16 protein-coding genes and 1 other RNA gene are annotated in these 19,799 nt (G+C 38.9%); 10 read left to right on the top strand and 7 right to left on the bottom strand.

The annotated features are described in order from the left end of the window. Positions 1 to 18 precede the first annotated feature (18 nt). The 6 genes from PWP26_RS02190 to PWP26_RS02165 all read left to right on the top strand — a co-directional run bounded on the left by PWP26_RS02190 (position 19) and on the right by PWP26_RS02165 (position 7,479). A complete protein-coding gene (locus PWP26_RS02190) occupies positions 19 to 1,320 on the top strand; it encodes a phenylacetate--CoA ligase family protein (RefSeq protein WP_287567867.1) in 1,302 nt (433 codons plus the stop codon). Positions 1,321 to 1,345: 25 nt separating this feature from the next. Continuing rightward, complete coding sequence (locus PWP26_RS02185; RefSeq protein WP_038061338.1) at positions 1,346 to 1,765, top strand: ACT domain-containing protein; 420 nt, start codon at positions 1,346 to 1,348, stop codon at positions 1,763 to 1,765. 34 nt (positions 1,766 to 1,799) lie between these two features. Beyond that, entirely contained in the window at positions 1,800 to 3,104 is a 1,305-nt protein-coding gene (locus PWP26_RS02180; protein ID WP_038061335.1) for a phenylacetate--CoA ligase family protein, read from the top strand. 15 nt (positions 3,105 to 3,119) lie between these two features. Beyond that, positions 3,120 to 3,551: an ACT domain-containing protein gene (locus PWP26_RS02175; protein ID WP_028841167.1), complete on the top strand. Its 432-nt coding sequence runs from the start codon at positions 3,120 to 3,122 to the stop codon at positions 3,549 to 3,551. Positions 3,552 to 3,766: 215 nt separating this feature from the next. Then, entirely contained in the window at positions 3,767 to 4,810 is a 1,044-nt protein-coding gene (locus PWP26_RS02170) for a hypothetical protein (RefSeq protein WP_301398878.1), read from the top strand. Beyond that, positions 4,807 to 7,479 (top strand): cytochrome ubiquinol oxidase subunit I, encoded by a 2,673-nt coding sequence (locus tag PWP26_RS02165; RefSeq protein WP_301398877.1) that lies wholly within the window; start codon positions 4,807 to 4,809, stop codon positions 7,477 to 7,479. Before PWP26_RS02170 ends, PWP26_RS02165 begins: the two co-directional genes overlap by 4 nt. Positions 7,480 to 7,483: 4 nt before the next feature. Here the strand turns inward: PWP26_RS02165 and PWP26_RS02160 are convergent, their stop codons facing one another. From PWP26_RS02160 to PWP26_RS02130, 7 genes are read right to left on the bottom strand one after another with little or no spacing between them, the layout of a single operon-like run. Further along, on the bottom strand, positions 7,484 to 9,283 hold the full coding sequence (locus PWP26_RS02160) for a KUP/HAK/KT family potassium transporter (protein ID WP_301398876.1): 1,800 nt from the start codon (positions 9,281 to 9,283) through the stop codon (positions 7,484 to 7,486). Continuing rightward, complete coding sequence (locus tag PWP26_RS02155) at positions 9,284 to 10,981, bottom strand: proline--tRNA ligase (protein ID WP_287567855.1); 1,698 nt, start codon at positions 10,979 to 10,981, stop codon at positions 9,284 to 9,286. A 14-nt stretch (positions 10,982 to 10,995) separates the two neighbouring features. Then, positions 10,996 to 11,487 carry a metallophosphoesterase gene (locus PWP26_RS02150; protein WP_287567853.1) on the bottom strand — a complete coding sequence of 164 codons (492 nt, stop codon included), beginning with the start codon at positions 11,485 to 11,487 and terminating at the stop codon, positions 10,996 to 10,998. Between the two features lies 1 nt (position 11,488). Then, a complete protein-coding gene (locus tag PWP26_RS02145; RefSeq protein ID WP_038061321.1) occupies positions 11,489 to 12,955 on the bottom strand; it encodes a menaquinone biosynthesis decarboxylase in 1,467 nt (488 codons plus the stop codon). Between the two features lies 1 nt (position 12,956). Beyond that, the gene (purF, locus tag PWP26_RS02140; protein WP_038061318.1) at positions 12,957 to 14,333 is read right to left on the bottom strand and encodes an amidophosphoribosyltransferase; all 1,377 of its coding nucleotides are present in this window, start codon (positions 14,331 to 14,333) and stop codon (positions 12,957 to 12,959) included. An 18-nt stretch (positions 14,334 to 14,351) separates the two neighbouring features. Further along, a complete protein-coding gene (locus PWP26_RS02135; RefSeq protein WP_287567849.1) occupies positions 14,352 to 15,674 on the bottom strand; it encodes a TldD/PmbA family protein in 1,323 nt (440 codons plus the stop codon). Positions 15,675 to 15,702: 28 nt separating this feature from the next. Then, positions 15,703 to 16,662, bottom strand: a complete 960-nt coding sequence (locus PWP26_RS02130; RefSeq protein WP_301398874.1) for a carbohydrate kinase family protein — start codon at positions 16,660 to 16,662, stop codon at positions 15,703 to 15,705. 136 nt (positions 16,663 to 16,798) lie between these two features. On the opposite strand from PWP26_RS02130, the gene rnpB reads away from it, so the two are divergent. The 4 genes from rnpB (at position 16,799) to actP (ending at position 19,798) form a co-directional block, all read left to right on the top strand. Next, positions 16,799 to 17,185: RNase P RNA component class A (rnpB, locus tag PWP26_RS02125), an RNA gene on the top strand. A 25-nt stretch (positions 17,186 to 17,210) separates the two neighbouring features. Next, positions 17,211 to 17,804, top strand: coding sequence for a ribosome biogenesis GTP-binding protein YihA/YsxC (gene yihA / locus PWP26_RS02120; protein ID WP_287567844.1), 594 nt, complete (start codon positions 17,211 to 17,213; stop codon positions 17,802 to 17,804). 137 nt (positions 17,805 to 17,941) lie between these two features. Further along, positions 17,942 to 18,235 carry a DUF485 domain-containing protein gene (locus tag PWP26_RS02115; RefSeq protein WP_287567843.1) on the top strand — a complete coding sequence of 98 codons (294 nt, stop codon included), beginning with the start codon at positions 17,942 to 17,944 and terminating at the stop codon, positions 18,233 to 18,235. Positions 18,236 to 18,253: 18 nt separating this feature from the next. Beyond that, on the top strand, positions 18,254 to 19,798 hold the full coding sequence (gene actP / locus PWP26_RS02110; RefSeq protein WP_301398873.1) for a cation/acetate symporter ActP: 1,545 nt from the start codon (positions 18,254 to 18,256) through the stop codon (positions 19,796 to 19,798). Position 19,799: the final 1 nt, after the last annotated feature.

Below are 19,799 nucleotides of genomic sequence, written 5' to 3'. Positions count from 1 at the left end.
CCTTAGGAGGGTGGAAAGGTGGAGGTAAACTTTTGGGATCCAAAGATAGAGACTATGCCTCAACAAGATCTAAAAGCCCTGCAGTTAGAAAAACTTAAAAAGGTGGTAACGTTAGTTTATGAAAGGGTACCCCATTATCGTAAAAAGTTTGAAGAAGCAAAGGTAAAACCTGAAGACATAAAGTCGTTAGAAGATGTGGTAAGATTACCTTTTACCACCAAGGAAGACTTGTTTGTAGACTATCCTTATGGGCTTTTAGCCGTACCTTTAGAAGAGGTGGTAAGACTACACACCTCAAGTGGTACCACCGGGAAACCAAAGGCTTTATTTTTTACCAAAAAGGATATAGACGCTCAGGCAGAGTTGATCGCAAGGAATTTAGTTATGACAGGCACCACACGAGGAGATGTTCTTCAAAACTCTATGACCTATGGACTTTTTACCGGAGCTTTGGTAATGCATTACGGAGCTGAAAAATTAGGGGTTTTGGTAATTCCTGCTGGTCCTGGGAATACGGAAAGACAGATAGAACTTATGAAGACCTTTGGTACTACTTGTTTTCACATGACCCCAAGCTATGCCCTTTATGTAGCCTCTGTAATCTTAAACAAAGGCCTTGACCCAAGAAGGGACCTAAAGCTTAAAAGAGCCTATTTAGGAGCAGAACCTTATACTGAAGAAACCAGAAAAAAAATAGAAGAACTCTTAGGGATTGACGTTTACAATTGTTATGGTTTATCTGAGATGGGAGGTCCTGGAGTAGGATTTGAGTGCGTGTATAAAAAAGGACTACATATATGGGAAGACGCTTTTTTGGTAGAGATCGTAAACCCTGAAACCGGGGAGCCTGTTAAAGAAGGTGAGATAGGAGAATTGGTGTTAACTTCGCTCAACCGTGAAGGGATGCCCCTTATTCGCTACCGAACAAGGGATCTCACGTTTTTCTTTACAGAACCTTGTGCCTGTGGAAGGACCCATAGAAGAATTAGCAGGATTTTGGGACGTGCAGACGATATGTTCATCGTCAGAGGGGTAAACATCTTTCCGCAGCAGATAGAAGCTGTGTTGATGGGTATCAAAGGAGTAGCTCAAAACTATCAGATAGTGCTTGAAAACTACGATGAAATGATAGTGAAGGTAGAAATAGACAGAGAATTTTTTGACGGAAGAATAGAAAGGTTGCTTAAACTAAAAGAAGAAATAGTAGAAAAACTGAGAGAAGCTATCTTGGTTAAGCCTAAGGTAGAGTTGTTAGAACCTGGAACTTTACCTGTAAGTGAAGGTAAAGCTAAAAGGGTGATAGATAAAAGGACTTTATAAATTCAGAAACATTTAGGAGGCTTTTATGTATAAGGTAGAAATTATCTCTATATTTGTGGAAAACAAACCTGGCAAGCTTGAAAAAATTACCAAACTGCTGGCAGAGGCAAACATCAACATACTTGGATTTTCTATCACAGATGCCAAAGATTTTGGTATCATAAAATTTTTAGTAGACAAACCTCATGAAGCCTATGAACTTTTCAAAAAAAATGGGTTTGTGGTAGCTTTAAACCCTGCATTAGGTATTGAGATGAAAGACAAACCAGGTGGTCTCTATGAAGTAGTAAAGTTTATTTCTTCTAAAGGAATAAACATAGAAAATGCTTTGGTTTATGTAGCAGAAAGCAGGGAAAAGGCCTATTTTATTTTTGAGGTAGAAAATTTTGAAGAAGTCCTTGAAAAACTAAAAGACAACGGATTTGAACTTTTAAAGCTTGTCTAATATATAAAAAATGTGTGGAAGGAGGATAAATACGATGTTTTGGGACCAGCAGTTAGAATGCATAGACCAAGAAAAATTAAGAGAAATCCAGCTTCAAAGGTTAAAAGAGGTAGTCAGACGAGTTTACGAAAAAGTGCCTTTTTATCGTAAAAAATTTGATGAAGCAGGGATTAAGCCTGAAGATATCAGGTCTTTGGAAGATATTAAATACCTTCCTTTTACCAGTAAGACTGATATGAGAGAGGCTTATCCCTTTGGATTGTTTGCCGTACCTCTCTCAGAGATAGTCGAAATTCATACCTCAAGTGGTACCACTGGAAAACCTGTGGTTGCCGGATATACGGTTAAAGACATCGCCCTTTGGGCTGAAGTAATGGCCCGTTGTTTGGTTATGGTAGGGGCTACCAAGGACGATATCGTTCAGATAGCCTATGGTTACGGTATGTTTACCGGAGGGTTAGGTTTTCATTATGGAGCTCAGAAAATAGGAGCAACGGTAGTTCCTGCTTCAGCCGGAAATACAAGAAGGCAGATAGAACTTATGAAAGATTTTGGAACCACCTTCTTAGCCTGTACACCTTCTTACGCTCTTTATCTGACTGAGTATGCAAAAGAAGAGATGGGTATAGACCTTTCAACCTTAAAGCTTAGAATAGGAAGTTTTGGCGCAGAGATGTGGACTGAAGAAATGAGAAAGGAGATAGAAAGAAGAATGGGGATTAAAGCTTACAATGTTTATGGATTAACGGAGATTATCGGGCCTGGAGTAGCCCATGAATGTCCTGCTCAGCAAGGCCTTCATGTGTGGGAGGACCATTTTTACCCAGAAATCATAGACCCTGAAACAGGAGAACCTCTGCCTGAGGGACAAGAAGGAGAGTTAGTTTTAACTAGTTTAACCAGAGAAGGTATGCCGATGATAAGGTTTAGGACAAGGGATATCACCACCCTCCATAGAGAAAAATGTGCTTGTGGAAGGACCCTGGCAAAGATAGAACGGATTAAAGGAAGGTCTGACGACATGATCAAGGTAAGGGGTGTGATGATCTTTCCATATCAAATAGAACAGGCTATCCTTGAGGTACAGGGGGTAGAACCTCATTATCAAATCATCCTTACCCGTCCTCATTATCTGGATGAAGTGGAGGTACAAGTAGAGATGTCTAAGGAAATCTTTTCAGACGACGTAAAAACGATAGAAACCCTAAGAAAACGTTTAGAAAAGAAGATAGAACAAACGGTTGGGGTAAGGGTTAAGGTGACGTTGGTTGAACCTAAATCTATCCCGAGAAGTGAGGGTAAAGCCAAAAGGATCATCGACAAACGTAATCTTAAATAAACCAGGAGGATTGGTATGAAGATTAAACAGATATCGGTGTTTTTAGAAAATAAAAAAGGTAGGCTTTATGAAGCTTTAAAGGCTATAGCAGACCACGGGATAAACATAAGAGCTTTGTCTATAGCTGACACCTCTGAATTTGGAATTCTACGAATGATAGTGCCACAACCTGAGGAGGCTAAAAAAGTTTTAGAAGAAGCAGGGTTTACCACTAAGATAACCAACGTGGTTGCCGTAGGGATAAAGGATGAACCTGGAGGGCTGGCAGGAGTACTTAAACATCTTTACGATGCAGACATAAACGTAGAGTATATCTATGCTTTTGTAGAAAAATCTGGAGAAAAAGCGGTGGTGGTTTTAAGGACTAACAACTTAGACAAAACCATAGATTTATTACAGGAAAAAGGGGTCCATCTTTTATCCTGGGAAGAAATCAAAGAACTTTAAGTGTGATTATTTTTGACAAAATTCTTTAAGAGGGGTTATTTGCTGGTGTAAATCAGGATAGTTTTTTAATTTTTTCAATTCTGCGCAAGCTTTGGTAGCATCTCCTTTTTTAATGATTTAAAAAAGATGTTATAAAAAAAATTTTTAATTTTAAATCTATCTACAATTGCGATTTTTTCTTGACTTATTTTTAAACTTTTTCTAAAATTTTTTATATGGAAAGTTTGGTTTTTTATCCTGAAAAACTTCCCTTTTATCCTTCAATCTTGAATTTTCTGGAGCATACCTTCTTTCTCCTCCACATCTTGCTTATCAATCTTATTTTAGGATGGTCGCTGTTTTTTACATACCAACAGTTAAAAGAAACCTTCCTTCCGGAAACTGCTCGTCTTTTTTTTAAGAAAAAACCGATTCTGTTTGCCTTAGCTATCAACATGGCCATCCCTGCCCTTCTTTTCCTTCAGGTAGTATATGGACCTCTATTTTTTACAAGTTCTATCATACTTGCTACCCATTGGATGCTTATCATTCCTTCTGTTATCTTGGTCTACTATCTTTCTTACCTCATCTCTAAGAAGAGTTCTTCTCAAAAGCCTTTTAAACCTTTTATTTTTATTCAGGCTTTTATCCTTCTTTATATAGCCTTTATCTTGGTAAGCAACCTTACCCTTCTGGAAAACCCAGAAAAATGGCACGTCTATTTTGCTAATAGAAAAGGCACCTATCTGCCCTTAGATATACCTTATCTATATTTTAAATATCTACATTTTTTGGCAGGGTCTTTGGCTGTAAGCGGTTTGAGCTTAGGGGTTTTGGGACATTATAAAAACGATAAAATATGCCTTATAAAAGGGCTAAACCTATTTTTTTACTTAACCCTGTTGCAAATAGGAGTAGGAATAGCTTTTCTATTATCTCTACCTTCAGAGATAAGAGGCTTATTTTTAGGCAATGCCCCAAAAGTTGCTTTCTTTTTTTACTTAAGCATTGTTTTTGCCCTCACTTCTCTATATTTTAGCAAAAAGCATCACTTAAAACTAACCATATCGTTTTTTATACTTACCCTTATTTTCATGGTAGTAAACAGGTTTAACTTAAGAACCCTTCAGTTGTCTTCTTACTATCAAACAGAACTGTTGCAATTTTCTCCTCAAATGGATGTTTTCTTGTTGTTTTTACTGTTTTTGGGGTTAGGAATTGTTACAGTGTATTACTTTTTAAAACATAGTTTCTCTAAGCAGGAAGGAAGAAAAGTATGAACTATCCTGTTTGGGAAACTTATTTTATAAATCCTGGGCTTTGGGTAGCAATTATTGCGGTTTTTCATGTTTTTATTTCTCACTTTGCCGTAGGAGGAGGAATCTATCTCTGGTATACAGACAGACTTTCTGTGTTAACCAACGATCAAGACTTACGAGAATTTGTACGTAAACATACCTGGTTTTTCCTTTTGATCACGATGGTTTTGGGCGGGGTTTCTGGAGTAGGTATTTGGTTTATCATAGGGATTGCAAACCCTGAGGCTACCTCAATCCTTATAAATCAGTTTGTTTTCTTCTGGGCTATAGAATGGGTGTTTTTCTTTGTGGAAATAGTAGCTCTTTTGATATATCACTACAAGTTCGATGAATTGTCTGACAAACTGCGTCTTAGGGTAGCGCTGCTATACGCCATCTCTGCCTGGATGAGCTTATTTGTCATAAACGGTATTATTTGTTTTATGTTAACTCCTGGAAAATGGTTAGAAACCAGAAATCCTTGGCACGGTTTTTTTAATCCTTCAAGCTTTCCAAGCCTATTTTTCAGAACAGGTATCTCTATTATGTTAGCAGGTATCTTTGGAATTTTTAGTACTCTATTTTTCTCTCCCAAAGAAAAAAGACCTTTTCTTTTAAAATATAACGTAAAATGGCTTTACGTAGCCTTTCCCTTTATATTTTTTTCAAGTATCTGGTACTTTCTAACCGTCCCAGAACTATCTAAGGTGTTTAACTTTGTGTTTAACAGACAGGTTCTGATGGCTAAAAAACTTCTTTATGTTTCCTCTGCGTTGATTTATTTAATTTCTCTTGCTTTTTTAGTAAAAGTCAATCCTGGTTTACAAAGGGTATTAGCCTTTCTCCTTCTTTTTATAGGGTTGCTATGGTTAGGTAGTTTTGAACATATCAGAGAATATGCAAGAAGGCCTTATGTAATATATGGCTATCTTTATTCTTTTGGGATAAAGGTTGAGGAGGAAAAGAAACTTAACAGCGAAGGTTTTTTAAAACATGCAAGATGGGCTATGGTTAAAGAAGTTACAGAAGACAATAAAATTTTGGCAGGAAAAGAAATTTTCAACCTACAATGTCTATCCTGCCACACCATAAAAGGGCTAAGAAACGATGTGATTGAAAAAGCCCGGGGGTTTACCTACTTTGGGATGATTTCCCAGTTATATGGACAAGGAAAAGTTCTTGGTTATATGCCTAAATTTATAGGTACAGAAAAAGAGAGAGAAGCTCTTGCTGCATTTCTTGTTAAAGAACTTTTAAGAAAACCTGAAAATCCCCCTGAACTTAAACCTGTTATCAGAGAACTTAAAACTCAACCTTTTACCTTTGACCCACAAAAAGACCAGTATGTCATCTTTGTTTTTAGTCCTCTGGGTATGAAATGTGTTACCGATGCAGACAGATGGTTTAGTTTCTTATATCCTGGAAGCACTTTTGAAGCTTTGGTTATTAAGAGAGGGCCTAAACCTGAAATGCTTGATAACACAAAAGTTCAATTAGTTTACAAAGTTGAACCTGGTTTTAAAACACCCTCTAAACATGTCCTTTTCTGGGATTATGCTAGAGAATTTTTTAATAAGACTATTCCTAAAGATTTAGGTTTAACTGGGAAAGGACTTAACGGTACTTTCGATTGGGATGAAAAAAGAAAAATTTTTATAGCTAAGGGGATCCCGGTTTTACCTTATAAAAAAGACGGTACATATAACCCTTATCCTGTTTTTGAGATAGAAGCTGTAGATAAAGTTTCAGGCAAAGTTTTACAGCGCACCAAAGCCGTTTCTCCTGTAGCAACTGAGTTCCGTTGCTATGTGTGTCATGAAGGAAGCCCAAGATGGAATGGTGTAGCCGGTATCTCTGATCAAACAGCCATTAACATACTTAAAGCCCATGATAAAAACCATCAAACCAACTTCTATAAATTTGCTCTTCAAGGGAAACCTGTTTTCTGTCAAAAATGTCATGCCGATTTTATCGTAGGGAGTGAAGGAATAAAGGGTTATAATAGTTTTTCAGCAGCCATCCATGGATGGCATGCAAACTATATGCCCTATAAAGATGAAAAAGCCTGTTATTTATGTCATCCTGATCATCCTAAAGGTAATACCAAATGTTACAGAGATATCCATAAAAAATTAGGGTTAGAGTGTGTTGATTGTCATGGAAACATAGATTTTCATGCCACATCTCTTCTCAAGGGAACGAACACAAAAACTTCCAAATTTTTGCTTGCTCATCTCAACCCCCCAATACCTAAAGATCAGATAACACCAAGGAAGCCCTGGGTACAGCAACCTGACTGTCTTAACTGCCATAAAGGCTTTCAAAAACCAGCTAAAGAGGCTAAGGGTTATAATAACTGGACTGAAGATGTCTCAGGCCTTTTCCGGGTAAGAAAGGATAACACACAAAAACTACCTTGTCTTGTCTGTCATGGCTCTCCCCACGCATTATATCCAGCTTTTAACCCTTATGGGATGGTTATAGACAACCTACAACCCTTACAATACCAGAGAAATATCCTCCCGATAGGTGCAAACTTAAAATGTGAGGTTTGCCATTTAAAAAAGATGAACGTACCTTCTCACCATCCAAACCTGATAAGAACCTTTAGAAACAGTAAACTTTTAACTTCCCAGACGGACTTAGAATAAAAGCTTACAGCTCTATTCTGGTTAACACTCCGTGAAGTTTAGCAGGAGGAAGATTAAGAAATTTAACAAAATGGGGGCTGATTTGTTTGATAAAGGCATAAGCCTTCCAGACAGGATGTTGAGTCTCGATATCCTCAAGACCATAAAAGATTACCCGTTCGTTGATACCATGTTCTTTTAAAATGTCTTCAACCTTGAACCTTTCCATATAACCGTAAGCAATCTCAAAAAACTTAGCTCCAGGGCAGATTTCTTCTAAAAAACTGGTGGTAATACCATAAGGCTCGTTTTTTCTTATTAGGGAAACAAAGATGTTTTCTTCATAGAGAATCCCATGAACAAAGATGTTTTCGATAACGTAGGGGGGAAAATGTTCAGGGTCACGGATAAAGTAAAGTGCCTTGCCTTGGATTTTAGAATTTTCTCTATAAAATTTAGTAAAATTAGTCACAAATTCTTTCTGATTGAAAAACCTCAGGCTTTTATATAGTCTTTTTTGTCCTTGGGTATAAAGAAGTATTATGGAAAAAGGAATTACAGCAAGTACCAGAGCCCAAAATCCTCCGTGAGGAAGCTTAAAAAGGGTTGAAGTAAAGTATAAAAAGGTGATAGAGGTGGTTAAGACTGCAAGAAATAAAAAAGAATATCGTTTTTTAAGATAAAAAATCGTGATGAGAAAAATCCCTGTGATGGTCATATCTCCTGTAACTGCAAGACCATAAGCTGCTGCCAAATTGGTAGAGCTTTGAAACTCAAACATGATAAAAACCACAGCAAAGAAAAGAAACCAATTGATCGTTCCTATGTAAATCTGAGAATGTAGCTCAGGAGAAGTATACTTTACTCTCATTAAGGGCAAATATCTGGCAGACATCGCCTGATAAACGACACTAAACATACCACTGATCATCGCTTGAGAAGCAATCACCGTTGCCATCAACGCTAAACATAAAAAAGGCACATAAGCTGAAGCAAAGGTATTTAAACACATCTCAAAAAGAATGCTTTTCGACTCCGGATGTCTTAAAAGAAAAGCCCCTTGGCCAAAATAGTTCACCACCAGGGCTGTTAGAACTAAATACCAAGCTCTTTTTATGGGTTTTGCCCCAAGATGCCCCATGTCAGCATACATAGCTTCACTGCCCGTAGCACAAAGGATAACCTCTCCTAAGATTAAGTAGGCCTTCCAACCGTTTTGTTTGAAAAACTCTAAGGCATACCAAGGGTTTATCGCTAAGATAACCTCAGGACTCAAAAACAAGTTTAAAAAACCAAGGATAAAAAGACTTAAAAACCAAAGGCTCATGATAGGGCCAAAGGCCCCTGAAACCTTTTCTGTCCCTTTTTTCTGAAAATAAAACAAACCTAACGCAATCAACACACTGAGAAGAACTACCTCTGTTTTTTCTAACGGTCTTAACCCAGGTATATAAGAAATTCCTTCTACAGCACTCATTATACTTATGGCAGGGGTGATAACCCCATCTCCCATAAGAAGGGAAATACCTATAAAAGACAAAAAAACTACCAATCCTAAAAGTCTCTTACGACCTCTTAATAAAGTACGCAAAATCTCAGAAAGAATTAAAGTGCCTCCTTCTCCTCGCAAACTAAGACTCATAGCTAAGACGGTGTATTGAATGGTAGGGATGATAATCAAAGTCCAAAAGATCAAGGATAATACGCCTAAAACATTTTCTTTCGTGGGTGGCAGAAAAAGGAAAATAACAGGTAAGGTATAGATAGGACTTGTTCCTATGTCTCCAAAAACAAGCCCTATAGCCTTAACAATTTTTTGGCTCATCTAAGCTCCCTTTTTCGCAAACCCTTGGACGTAGTTTTCTATTTCCTCAGGCTTAAGATATACCCTTTCTCCTGTCTTCCTTTGCTTGATTTCTACCTCTCCTTTTTCTTCAAAAGCCTTACCTAAGATGATTTGCAGAGGCACCCCTATGAGATCAAGGTCGTTAAACTTTACCCCTGGGCGTTCATCTCTGTCATCAAGCAAAACATCCCACTTTTGACTTAAACCCTGGTATAAACTTTCTGCCTTTTCTTTAAAACTATCTTTTAAAGGTATAATTCCTATTTGAACAGGTGCTATTTGCCAGGGGAAAATGATACCTTTTTCGTCATGGTTCTGTTCTATGGTTGCCGCAAGCACCCTGCTAACCCCTATACCATAACAACCCATGATAAAAGGTTTCATCTGCCCGTCTTTATCAAGAAACATGGCTTTCATAGGAAGGCTGTATTTAGTGCCAAGCTTAAAAATATGTCCTACCTCAATCCCTTTCAAAAAACTTAATGGTTTTCCACAATGAGGGCAAAGGTCTCCTTCCGTTGCTTTTCTGACATCAGCTATCATGTCTGGAGTAAAGGTTTCTCCAAGGTTAGCGTTGATATAGTGATATTCGTCTTCATTAGCACCTATAACAAAGTTAGGATATCCAACTAAACTTTTATCGGCAATTATCTTTATCTTTAATCCCTTAGGACCGATAAAACCAGGACTTGCTCCTGCTATTCTTCTTATTTCTTCATCCCTTGCCATCCTAAAGGGTTTACCACCTAAAATCTTCTCAAGTTTTATTTCGTTTACCTCATGGTCTCCTCTTATACAAACTGCTACGGCCTCGTTTTCTTCTACGATATAGATTAGGGTTTTGGTAATTTTTGCCACAGGTAAACCTAAGAAATCTGCTACCTCCTTAGCTGTCCTTACCCCTGGGGTATAAACCTTCTCTAAAGGCTTAGAAGGTTCTTGAGAATAGGTTTCTGAAGTTTCGGCAGGGGTTAACTCTATGTTTGAAGCATAACCACAGGCTTCACAAAAGGCTATGGTATCTTCTCCAGTTTCTGCAAGTACCATAAACTCATGAGAAACATCCCCTCCTATAGCTCCGGTATGAGCCTCTACAGCCTTAAACTTAAGACCACAGTTTTCAAAGATCCGATGATAGGTTTCGTACATTTTCTGATAACTTTTTTCTAAACCTTCTTCGTCAGCATCAAAACTGTAGGCATCTTTCATGATAAACTCTCTTGCCCTCATGATACCAAACCTGGGGCGTATTTCATCTCTAAACTTAACCGCAATCTGATAAAGGATTAAAGGTAGGTCCTTATAAGACTTAACATCCCTTCTCACGATATCGGTTACCACCTCTTCATGGGTAGGCCCAAGACAAAAATCATGGTCCTTTCTGTCTTTTATCCTCAGAAGCTCTTTTCCATAAAGCTCCCATCTCCCTGTTTCTTGCCAAAGTTCAGCAGGCTGGACCAAAGGCATAAGTATTTCAAGAGCACCTGCCTTATTCATTTCATCTCTCACTATTTGTTCTATCTTCTTTAAGGCCTTAAAACCTAAAGGTAAAAAGTTATAAATTCCAGAGGCTAACTTTCTTATCATTCCGGCCCTTAAAAGCAACTTATGACTAACTGTTTCAGCCTCTGAAGGGTCTTCGCGAAGGGTAGGCATAAAATATCGGCTTAATCTCATGGTTTACTCCCTCCTTACAGAAGGTCTAATTTTTCCCAAGTCTTAGAGGTTAAATCAAGGACTACCATAGTAGGAACACCTTCTTTACCCAAAACCTCTCCTGGGTTCACCACCAAGGCCTTTCCTATCTCTTTTACTTCAAACTTATGGGTATGACCGCAAAAAACATAATCAAACTCCTGACTCTTGGCTAAAACATAGGCAAGTTTAGGGTAATGAACCATCGCTACATTAAAACCCTTTATCTCTAAAAACGCCTGCTCTCCGTGAAACTTAACCCACGGATATTTTTTAAGATGTTCATACATCAAGGCTATATCTCCTTGATTATTTCCAACGATAAGATGTACCTCTTTCTGAAAAGAAGCTAACAGAGGTATCATAAAAGGAGAAATAAGGTCTCCACAGTGGAAAAGGATTTCACAGCCTTTTTGTTGAGCAACCTTTATAGCCTTTTCTGTGTTAAAAATGTTGTCATGGGTATCACTGATAACCCCAACCAACATCTTATTTTAACCTCCTCATCTGTTCCTCGATTTTTTTCCAAACCTTTTCAACCTTAGCTTTGATTTCATCAGACATAACCGCCTCTTCTGGCCATTCCCTTAAATATCCCTCTTCTCTCCATTTTCTGGTAGCATCGATACACATCTTAGACCCATAGGCTGGATAAGGGCTTGCATGGTCAAGGGCATCAACCGGTCCTTTAACTATCATGATATCCCTTTCTGGGTCTACGTTGCCTGACATGTAAAACAGCACCTCACTTATATTCTGAACGTTTACCTCTTTGTCAACCACCACGATTATTTTGGTAAACATCATCTGCCCAAGGCCCCATAAGGCTGAGGCTACTTTAAAGGCATGACCTGGATATCTTTTATCTATTGATACAAAGGCTAAGTTATGAAAAACTCCCTCCCAAGGAAGATGAATATCTATTATTTCGGGAAGGATCTTTTTTAGCAGAGGCAAAAACAACCTTTCTGTAGCCTTACCAAGAAAACAATCCTCTTGAGGAGGTTTACCTACGATGGTAGCCGGATAGATAGCATCCTTTCTTAAGGTGATACAGGTAACTCTAAACACAGGGTAATAGTCTGGAGGGGTGTAATAGCCAGTATGATCTCCAAAAGGGCCTTCAAGCCTTCTTTCGAAGGGCTCTACATATCCTTCAAGGACGATCTGACTTTCTGCAGGCACCTCAAGGGGCACAGTCAAACATTTTACCAGTTCAACCGGAGACCTTCTTAAAAATCCTGCTAACAAAAACTCGTCTATGTCTTCAGGTAAAGGAGCTGTGGCTGCATAGATAATTGCAGGGTCAGGGCCTATAGCTACAGCTACCGGCAACCTTTCTCCTTTTTTTTCTGCTTTTCTATAGTGCTTAGCCCCGGTCTTATGTATTTGCCAGTGCATACCGGTTTCATTCTTACTAAACACCTGCATCCGGTACATACCTACGTTATAAGTCCCGGTTTCAGGATCCTTGGTGATCACACAAGGAAGTGTTATAAAAGGACCTCCGTCCTTAGGCCAGCATTTAAGTATGGGAAGTTTGTAGAGATCTACCTCATCTCCCTCCCAAACTATCTCCTGACAGGGGGCTTTTTCAACCTTTTTAGGAAAAAGATTGGAGGCACGTAAAAGCTTCGGGACAAGCTTTAATTTCTCAAAAAAAGACCCAGGTTTTGTTACCTCTATAAACTCGGCAACCTCTTTTCCAAGCTCATCAAGATCCTTTACCCTCAGGGCTAAACATATCCTTTTGTAACTTCCCATAAGGTTGGTAACCACAGGAATTTTATAGCCCTTTACTTTTTCGAACAAAAGGGCTGGGCCAAATTTTTTACAAACTCTGTCGGTAATCTCGGTTATCTCAAGTTCAGGAGAAACCTCTTCTTTAACCCTTATTAACTCCTTTTCCTGTTCCAGCACCTGTAAAAACTCTTGTAAACTTTTAAAACTTGACATTTTATGCCTCTGCGATGTCTTTTTTAAAACTAAAATCAACCTCTATCGGATATTCCCCGGTAAAACAGGCTAAACATAATTTGTTTCTTAGATCACCTAACGCATCAACCAACCCTTCTATACTGAGATAATAAAGGGTATCTATGTCTAAAAACTTTCTTATTTCTTCCACACTATGTTTAGCTGCAATAAGCTCTGACCTTGAAGGGAAATCTATTCCAAAAAAGCAAGGGAACCTTATCGGGGGACAAGAAAGCAAAAAATGAACCTTTTTTGGCCCAAGCTCCTTTATCCCTCTAAATCGGTTTTTACTGGTTGTTCCTCTTACCAAGGAATCATCTACTATAATAATTTCTCTATTTTTGATAAGTTCCTTTACCGGGTTTAATTTCATCTTTACAGAAAGATCCCTAAGACGTTGTGAAGGCTGGATAAAAGTCCTTCCTATGTAATGATTCCTTATCATTCCAAACTCAAGAGGGATACCACTTGCCTGTGAATATCCGATGGCTGCATAAGTACCTGAATCAGGAAAGGGCATCACAAAATCTGCCTCTAAAGGACATTCTTTATAAAGATTTTTTCCTAACTGTTTTCTTACAGGATATACGGTTTTGCCAAAGATATGGCTATCAGGCCTGGCAAAATAGATAAACTCAAAAACACAGTGACTCTTGGGAAACTTTTCTTTTTTAAAGGGAAAATAAGATTTTAGCCCTTCTTGAGTTATAACCAAAATCTCCCCTGGGGCTACCTCTCTTAAATACTGAGCCCCGATAAGGTCAAACGCGCAGGTCTCAGAGGCTATCACATAACCTCCGTTAATTATCCCTAAACAAAGGGGACGAAAACCCCAAGGATCTCTAAAGGCAACCAAGGTGTCATCGTAAAGAAGAAGGACAGAATAGGCTCCCTTTATTTTTTTCATAGTCTCAGCAATAGCCTCTACCAGACCTTTTTTAAGGTTTCTCACGACTAAATGAATAATAACCTCACTATCCATCGTGGTTTGAAAGATATGTCCTTCTTCCTCGAGGGAGCACCTGATCTGATAGGCGTTGACTAGATTTCCGTTGTGAGCTATGGCTATCTTTTTTTTAGCAAAACTCACACAAAAAGGCTGAGCATTTTGTACTATACTTGACCCTGTGGTAGAATATCTCACATGACCGATAGCTACCTTTCCTTTAAGACCTTTCAAAATCTCCTCATTAAAAACCTCACTTACCAGCCCTAAGGCCTTCCACTCTCTTATGGTTTCTCCATCATAAACTGCAATCCCAGCACTTTCTTGACCTCTGTGTTGAAGTGAATAAAGCCCAAAATATGTATAGTTAGCTGCTTCTTCTACACCAAATATCCCAAAAAGTCCACACATCTTTTTTCACCTCTCTTATTACTCTACTATACCTCCAACAGTTAACTCGGGGATCCTCAAAGTAGGTTGGCCGTCTGAAACAGGAACCCCTTGGCCGTCTTTCCCACAAACCCCAGGCTCAAAATGTAAATCCTCCCCTACCATGTCTATGATTTCTAATACTTTGGGACCGTTCCCTACTAAAGTAGCACCTTTAACAGGATAGGCTATCTCTCCTTTATCTATGTAATAACCCTCTCTTACTTCAAACACAAAATCTCCTGTTAAAGGATTAACCTCCCCTCCGCCCATTTTTTTTACTAAAATCCCTTTTTCTATGCTTTTAAGGATCTCTTCAGACTTATGAGGACCTTTGGCTATATAGGTATTGGCCATGCGAGGTATAGGGATACACCTATAATCTTGCCTTCTTCCATGTCCATTAGGTGTTTTCTGGTACTTAAATGCGGTTAACCTGTCATAAAGATAGGTTTTAAGCCTTCCGTTCTCTATCAAAACTACCGGTTGAGCATAAACCCCTTCGTCATCCACCTGATAAGAACCATAAAGACCTTCTATCGTTGGGTCGTCAACCACCGTAATCAAAGGACTGGCTACTTTTTCCCCAATTTTACCTGAATAAACCGAAAGCCCCTCTTCTGCATGGTCTGCCTCAAGACCATGCCCTACAGCCTCATGTATCATCGTTCCTCCTGCCTGACCTGCTAAAACTACAGGCATAACCCCAGCAGGAGCTTTCTTAGTTGAAAGCATCGTCGTAGCCAACCTTGAGGCTCGTTCAGGAAGAACTAAAAACTCTTCTAAATCCTTTACCTGTTCAAAGTTCATCTTTCTCCCTGCGACCTCATAACCTCTCTCAAGCCTACCGTCCTTTTCTGCAACCACTATCACTCCCAACTTGGTATATTCCCTTTTATCAGACAAAAATTTTCCCTCTGAGGTAAAAATCCATACTTCTTTTACGACCTCGCTATAAAAAAGACGATAGTGTTTTATCTCTTTCGTAGACCAAACCTTCTTTTTTAATTCTTCTAAATATTCAAGCCTGGTGGTTAGTTTTTTAGAAACCTCTTCCTCACAAGGTCTTTTTGTCTGTAAAATCAACTCTCTTAAACCTTTCTCAAAAAATCCATTAGAAAAATAGAGTTTGTTGGTAAACTCTGGGGTGATTTTTCTTATGGCTGAGCCTTCTTCTACTCCCCAGTTGACCTCGTCTATTCTGTCTGGCTCAACCACTATTTTAAGAGTTTCAACCCTTTCTAAGTAAAGGTCTCCATAAAAAGCGTCTTTAAACCATCCTTGAGTAAGACTTTTTAAATATTTTAGGTCAACTTCTGACATTTTAATACCTTCTTAAATTTTTCATCTGTTATTTTAACAAACTTACATAATTTTGAAACTCCTTTTTGTTTAAGCAACCCCTTCTTCCGTAATCCCTGAGGCTTATTCCTGCGGTATAAATCCCAAGGTTTAAAGCTCTTTCGTCAGGCAATCCTAAGGCTATACCTGCAAGCACCCCAGCGTTAAAATAATCGCCTGCCCCGGTATTATCTACCACCTTTTCTATCTTTAGACTTGAGGCTGTGATAACCCTATCCCTACTCACCAAGGTTGCTCCCTTTTTGCCTTGTTTTAAAAATATCTTTTCTATCCCTAACTCTAAAAGGTCATAAGGGTTTTTATCTAACATGCTCAGTTCTTCTTCTGTGATAAAAAGATGTTTAGTCTTTTTTAGCCAAGGCAAAAGGAACTCCCATCCCAAAGCGGTGTATATTCTACCTGGGTCAAAACAAAGAGGATTAACCTTGCTAAGAAGATTTAGCTGAAAATTTCTTCCTTCTTTAGAGGCAAAGGAAGAAAAGTGGTAAACCCCTGTAGGTAAGACCTTGGTTGATAAAAGGGAAGGGAGGTATTTTTCTGCATCCCCTGGACTTACGAGGATAAACCTGTCACGATATGGGCTTAAGATTATCAAAGCTAAACTGGTAGTTCCTTTTTTTATGATATACTCAGAAACAAGGTTTACCGAAGAAAATTCTTCTAAAATCTTCTTACCAAAAGAATCTTCTCCCACCGCCCCTAAAAAACTACACCTAAACCCCCAAAGACTAAGAGCATAAAGGGTATTAGCTGCAGAACCACCTCCTCCTTCAAACAAAAAGTTGCCTTTTTTCTCTAAAAAATTAAGCACCCCTAAAAACTCCTTTCTTTCTAAGGCTATTTCACCTCCTGGTATAGCTTGTATGTTTTTTTCCTTTAAAACCTCAAGGTCTTCTACCTCAAAAAAAATATCCCAATTAAGCGCCCCACAACCTACAAAATCAAACATTAAGCCTCCTTATGAAACAGTTTTATAGATAATTTTAACGTAGAGTCTATTTTTTGGATAGGATCAAACTTTGAAAAGCCGGGTCAGTTCTGGTTGAAAAATTTTAAAAAGAACCTATGTTTTAAAAACAGAGGGCAGGGTTTAAGAGGTGATTGCTCCAGGGATTAATTCCCTGGGGAGGAAAGTCCGGGCTCCACAGGGGAGGACGCCGGGTAACACCCGGAGGGAGTAATCCCTGGAAAGGGCCACAGAAAACAGACCGCCAGCGGCCAGAAAGGATTTTTTCCTTTCTGGTGCGGGCAAGGGTGAAAAGGTGGGGTAAGAGCCCACCGCACCAGGTGGTAACACCTGGTGGCACGGCAACCCCCGTCCGGAGCAAGGCCAAACAGAGCCATGGGTGCCCCGCCCGCTAAGGCTCAGGTAGGCCGCTTAAGAAGAGGGGTAACCCTCTTCTCAGAGAAATAATCACCGCCTGGGGAAAATTTCCCCAGGTAACAGAACCCGGCTTACTTAAACCCTGCCCTCGTAATCTTAAAACAAGACTAACCATGTTTAAGCATATCGAGTTTGTTAAAAGTGTTTTTAAGTTAGAGGACCTGCCTCCTCCAGAATTTCCTGAAATTGCCTTTTTAGGAAGGTCAAACGTAGGTAAATCCTCTTTAATCAATGCCTTTTTAAACCGTAAAAAGGTAGCCAAAGTGTCCTCTACTCCTGGCTTTACCAAAGCCTTAAACTTTTTTAGAATAGATTTTAAGTTTTATTTAGTAGACCTACCTGGTTACGGGTTTGCTAAAGTCCCTGTTGAGGTAAAAAAACACTGGCAATACCTGGTAGAGGGATATTTAAAAGCAGTGAGAGACTTTAGAAATCTTGTCCTTATTTTTGATATAAGACGTAATCCCGATGAAGCAGACATCCAGCTGGTTGAGTTTGTAAAACACCTCAAAAAACCTCACTGTATAGTCTTAAACAAGATAGATACTTTATCTTTTAAAGAAGTAGAACGTCAAGCCTCTGTTTATCAAAAAACATTCAAACCTAATCCAGAAACCCCTCTTTTCCTAATCTCCTGTAAAGAATCTAAGGGGATACCCCAGTTAAGATCTCATCTCTTGTCTTGTTTGGGCTTTAAAAATAATTGAGGAATTTTTCCTCAAAGTTTTTACTATTTCTGGTGTTTCTCCATCTAATCATCGATAATTCTATATTCTTTGTTTTGGCATAACTATTGCTATCTATTTTATCAGAAAATAAATCTCAAAAAAGGAGGTGTTTAAATATGAAGGAGGTGTTAAGTTCTCCTAAGTTTCAAACGTTAATGTCTCAAAAAAACAAGGTAGCTTTTGCTCTTACTTTTATCCAGTTGTTAATCTATTATGGTTTTATCTACCTTTTAGCTTTTAAAAAAGACTTTTTAGCCATTAAGGTTACCGGATCAATACCTTTAGGAATTCCTCTGGGGATTTCAGTAATAATTTTTTCCTGGCTGTTAACTGGGGTTTATACCCTTTGGGCAAACAGCGTCTATGACAGGTTGGTTGAAGAGATTAAAGGAGAGATAGAAAAACATTAAAATAAGGAGGGATGTAAGATGGAAATGCAGACAACCTTAGGGCAACCTAACGTGGTTTCTATTTTGTTTTTCTTTTTATTTACTTTAACTACTCTTTATATTACCTACTTGGCTGCTAAACGGACTAAGACAGCTTCTGAGTACTATGCAGCAGGAAGAAGTATCACTGGATTTCAAAACGGACTTGCGTTGGCTGGGGACTACATGAGTGCCGCTTCTTTTCTTGGGATTGCTGGGTTGGTAGCGTTAAAAGGTTATGATGGTTTGATTTATTCCATCGGATTTTTGGTAGGCTGGCCGATAGTGATGTTTCTTATAGCTGAGCAATTAAGAAACCTTGGTAAGTATACCTTTGCAGATGTGGTAGCTTACAGGCTTAAGCAAAAGCCTATAAGGATTGCCTCTTCTTTTGGGTCTTTGGCTACCGTTCTTCTTTACCTTATTGCTCAGATGGTAGGAGCTGGTTCTCTTGTAAAACTTTTGTTTGGATTACCCTATGAGTTGGCGGTTGTTTTAGTAGGGACTATAATGATTATCTATGTTATTTTTGGTGGCATGATTGCTACTACCTGGGTTCAGATTATCAAGGCTTGTCTTTTGCTTGGTGGAGCTACGGTGCTTGCCATTCTCACGTTGGTTAAGTTTGGTTTTAGCTTTAATGAATTGTTTGGTTTTATCAGTGAAAAGTATGGAGAAAAAAGGCTTCTTCCAGGAGGCCTTGTAGCCAATCCATGGGATGCTATTTCTCTTGGTCTAGCCCTTATGTTTGGAACAGCAGGGCTCCCTCACATACTTATGAGATTTTATACCGTTCCTGACGCTAAAGAAGCCAGAAAGTCAGTTTTTTATGCTACAGGATTTATCGGTTACTTTTACATTCTCACCTTTATCATAGGATTTGGTGCAGCTGCTATAGTAGGAGAAAACTTGATTAAAAGTATAGAAAAAGGCGGAAATATGGCAGCTCCTCTTTTGGCTGAGGCTGTGGGAGGAACGATATTTTTAGGATTTATTGCTGCGGTAGCCTTTTCTACCATCCTTGCGGTGGTTGCAGGACTTACTTTAGCAGGAGCAGGAGCCCTTTCTCATGACTTATACACCAACGTAATAAAAAAAGGAAGAGCTACAGAAGAGGAACAGGTAAAAGTGGCAAGGTTAGCCACCCTTATCTTGGGAATCCTTGCGATTTTTCTTGGTATAGCTTTTAAGGGACAAAACGTAGCTTTTATGGTAGGACTTGCCTTTGCTATAGCTGCCAGTGCTAACTTTCCTTCTCTGCTTCTTTCTATCTTCTGGAAAAAAATTTCTACCGCAGGTGTGGTAGCAGGCATCTTGACAGGGGTTACCCTTTCTGTGGTGCTTATCATCTTAAGCCCCACTGTTTGGGTAGGCATTTTTAAAAACCCTGCTCCTATCTTTCCTTGGAAAAATCCTGCCCTTATTTCTATGCCAGCAAGTTTTATCATGGCTATCTTAGTATCTCTTTTGACACCAGAAAAAGAAGCTCAAGAAAAGTTTGAAGAGGAAAAGGTTAGAACCTATCTGGGTGTGGGGATAGAATAGC

The organism is Thermodesulfobacterium sp. (assembly GCF_030445475.1).
Lineage (GTDB): Bacteria > Desulfobacterota > Thermodesulfobacteria > Thermodesulfobacteriales > Thermodesulfobacteriaceae > Thermodesulfobacterium > Thermodesulfobacterium commune.
This window is presented reverse-complemented; position numbering and strand designations above follow the sequence as displayed.

What these genes read in the sequence shown, in the direction of transcription:
- PWP26_RS02155 (WP_287567855.1), bottom strand. Translation starts at nt 10,981, where the DNA reads ATGAGATTAAGCCGATATTTTATGCCTACCCTTCGCGAAGACCCTTCA.
- PWP26_RS02180 (WP_038061335.1), top strand. Translation starts at nt 1,800, where the DNA reads ATGTTTTGGGACCAGCAGTTAGAATGCATAGACCAAGAAAAATTAAGA.
- PWP26_RS02160 (WP_301398876.1), bottom strand. Translation starts at nt 9,283, where the DNA reads ATGAGCCAAAAAATTGTTAAGGCTATAGGGCTTGTTTTTGGAGACATA.
- PWP26_RS02135 (WP_287567849.1), bottom strand. Translation starts at nt 15,674, where the DNA reads ATGTCAGAAGTTGACCTAAAATATTTAAAAAGTCTTACTCAAGGATGG.
- purF (WP_038061318.1), bottom strand. Translation starts at nt 14,333, where the DNA reads ATGTGTGGACTTTTTGGGATATTTGGTGTAGAAGAAGCAGCTAACTAT.
- PWP26_RS02145 (WP_038061321.1), bottom strand. Translation starts at nt 12,955, where the DNA reads ATGTCAAGTTTTAAAAGTTTACAAGAGTTTTTACAGGTGCTGGAACAG.
- PWP26_RS02150 (WP_287567853.1), bottom strand. Translation starts at nt 11,487, where the DNA reads ATGTTGGTTGGGGTTATCAGTGATACCCATGACAACATTTTTAACACA.
- PWP26_RS02175 (WP_028841167.1), top strand. Translation starts at nt 3,120, where the DNA reads ATGAAGATTAAACAGATATCGGTGTTTTTAGAAAATAAAAAAGGTAGG.
- PWP26_RS02165 (WP_301398877.1), top strand. Translation starts at nt 4,807, where the DNA reads ATGAACTATCCTGTTTGGGAAACTTATTTTATAAATCCTGGGCTTTGG.
- PWP26_RS02170 (WP_301398878.1), top strand. Translation starts at nt 3,767, where the DNA reads ATGGAAAGTTTGGTTTTTTATCCTGAAAAACTTCCCTTTTATCCTTCA.
- yihA (WP_287567844.1), top strand. Translation starts at nt 17,211, where the DNA reads ATGTTTAAGCATATCGAGTTTGTTAAAAGTGTTTTTAAGTTAGAGGAC.
- PWP26_RS02185 (WP_038061338.1), top strand. Translation starts at nt 1,346, where the DNA reads ATGTATAAGGTAGAAATTATCTCTATATTTGTGGAAAACAAACCTGGC.
- PWP26_RS02115 (WP_287567843.1), top strand. Translation starts at nt 17,942, where the DNA reads ATGAAGGAGGTGTTAAGTTCTCCTAAGTTTCAAACGTTAATGTCTCAA.
- actP (WP_301398873.1), top strand. Translation starts at nt 18,254, where the DNA reads ATGGAAATGCAGACAACCTTAGGGCAACCTAACGTGGTTTCTATTTTG.
- PWP26_RS02130 (WP_301398874.1), bottom strand. Translation starts at nt 16,662, where the DNA reads ATGTTTGATTTTGTAGGTTGTGGGGCGCTTAATTGGGATATTTTTTTT.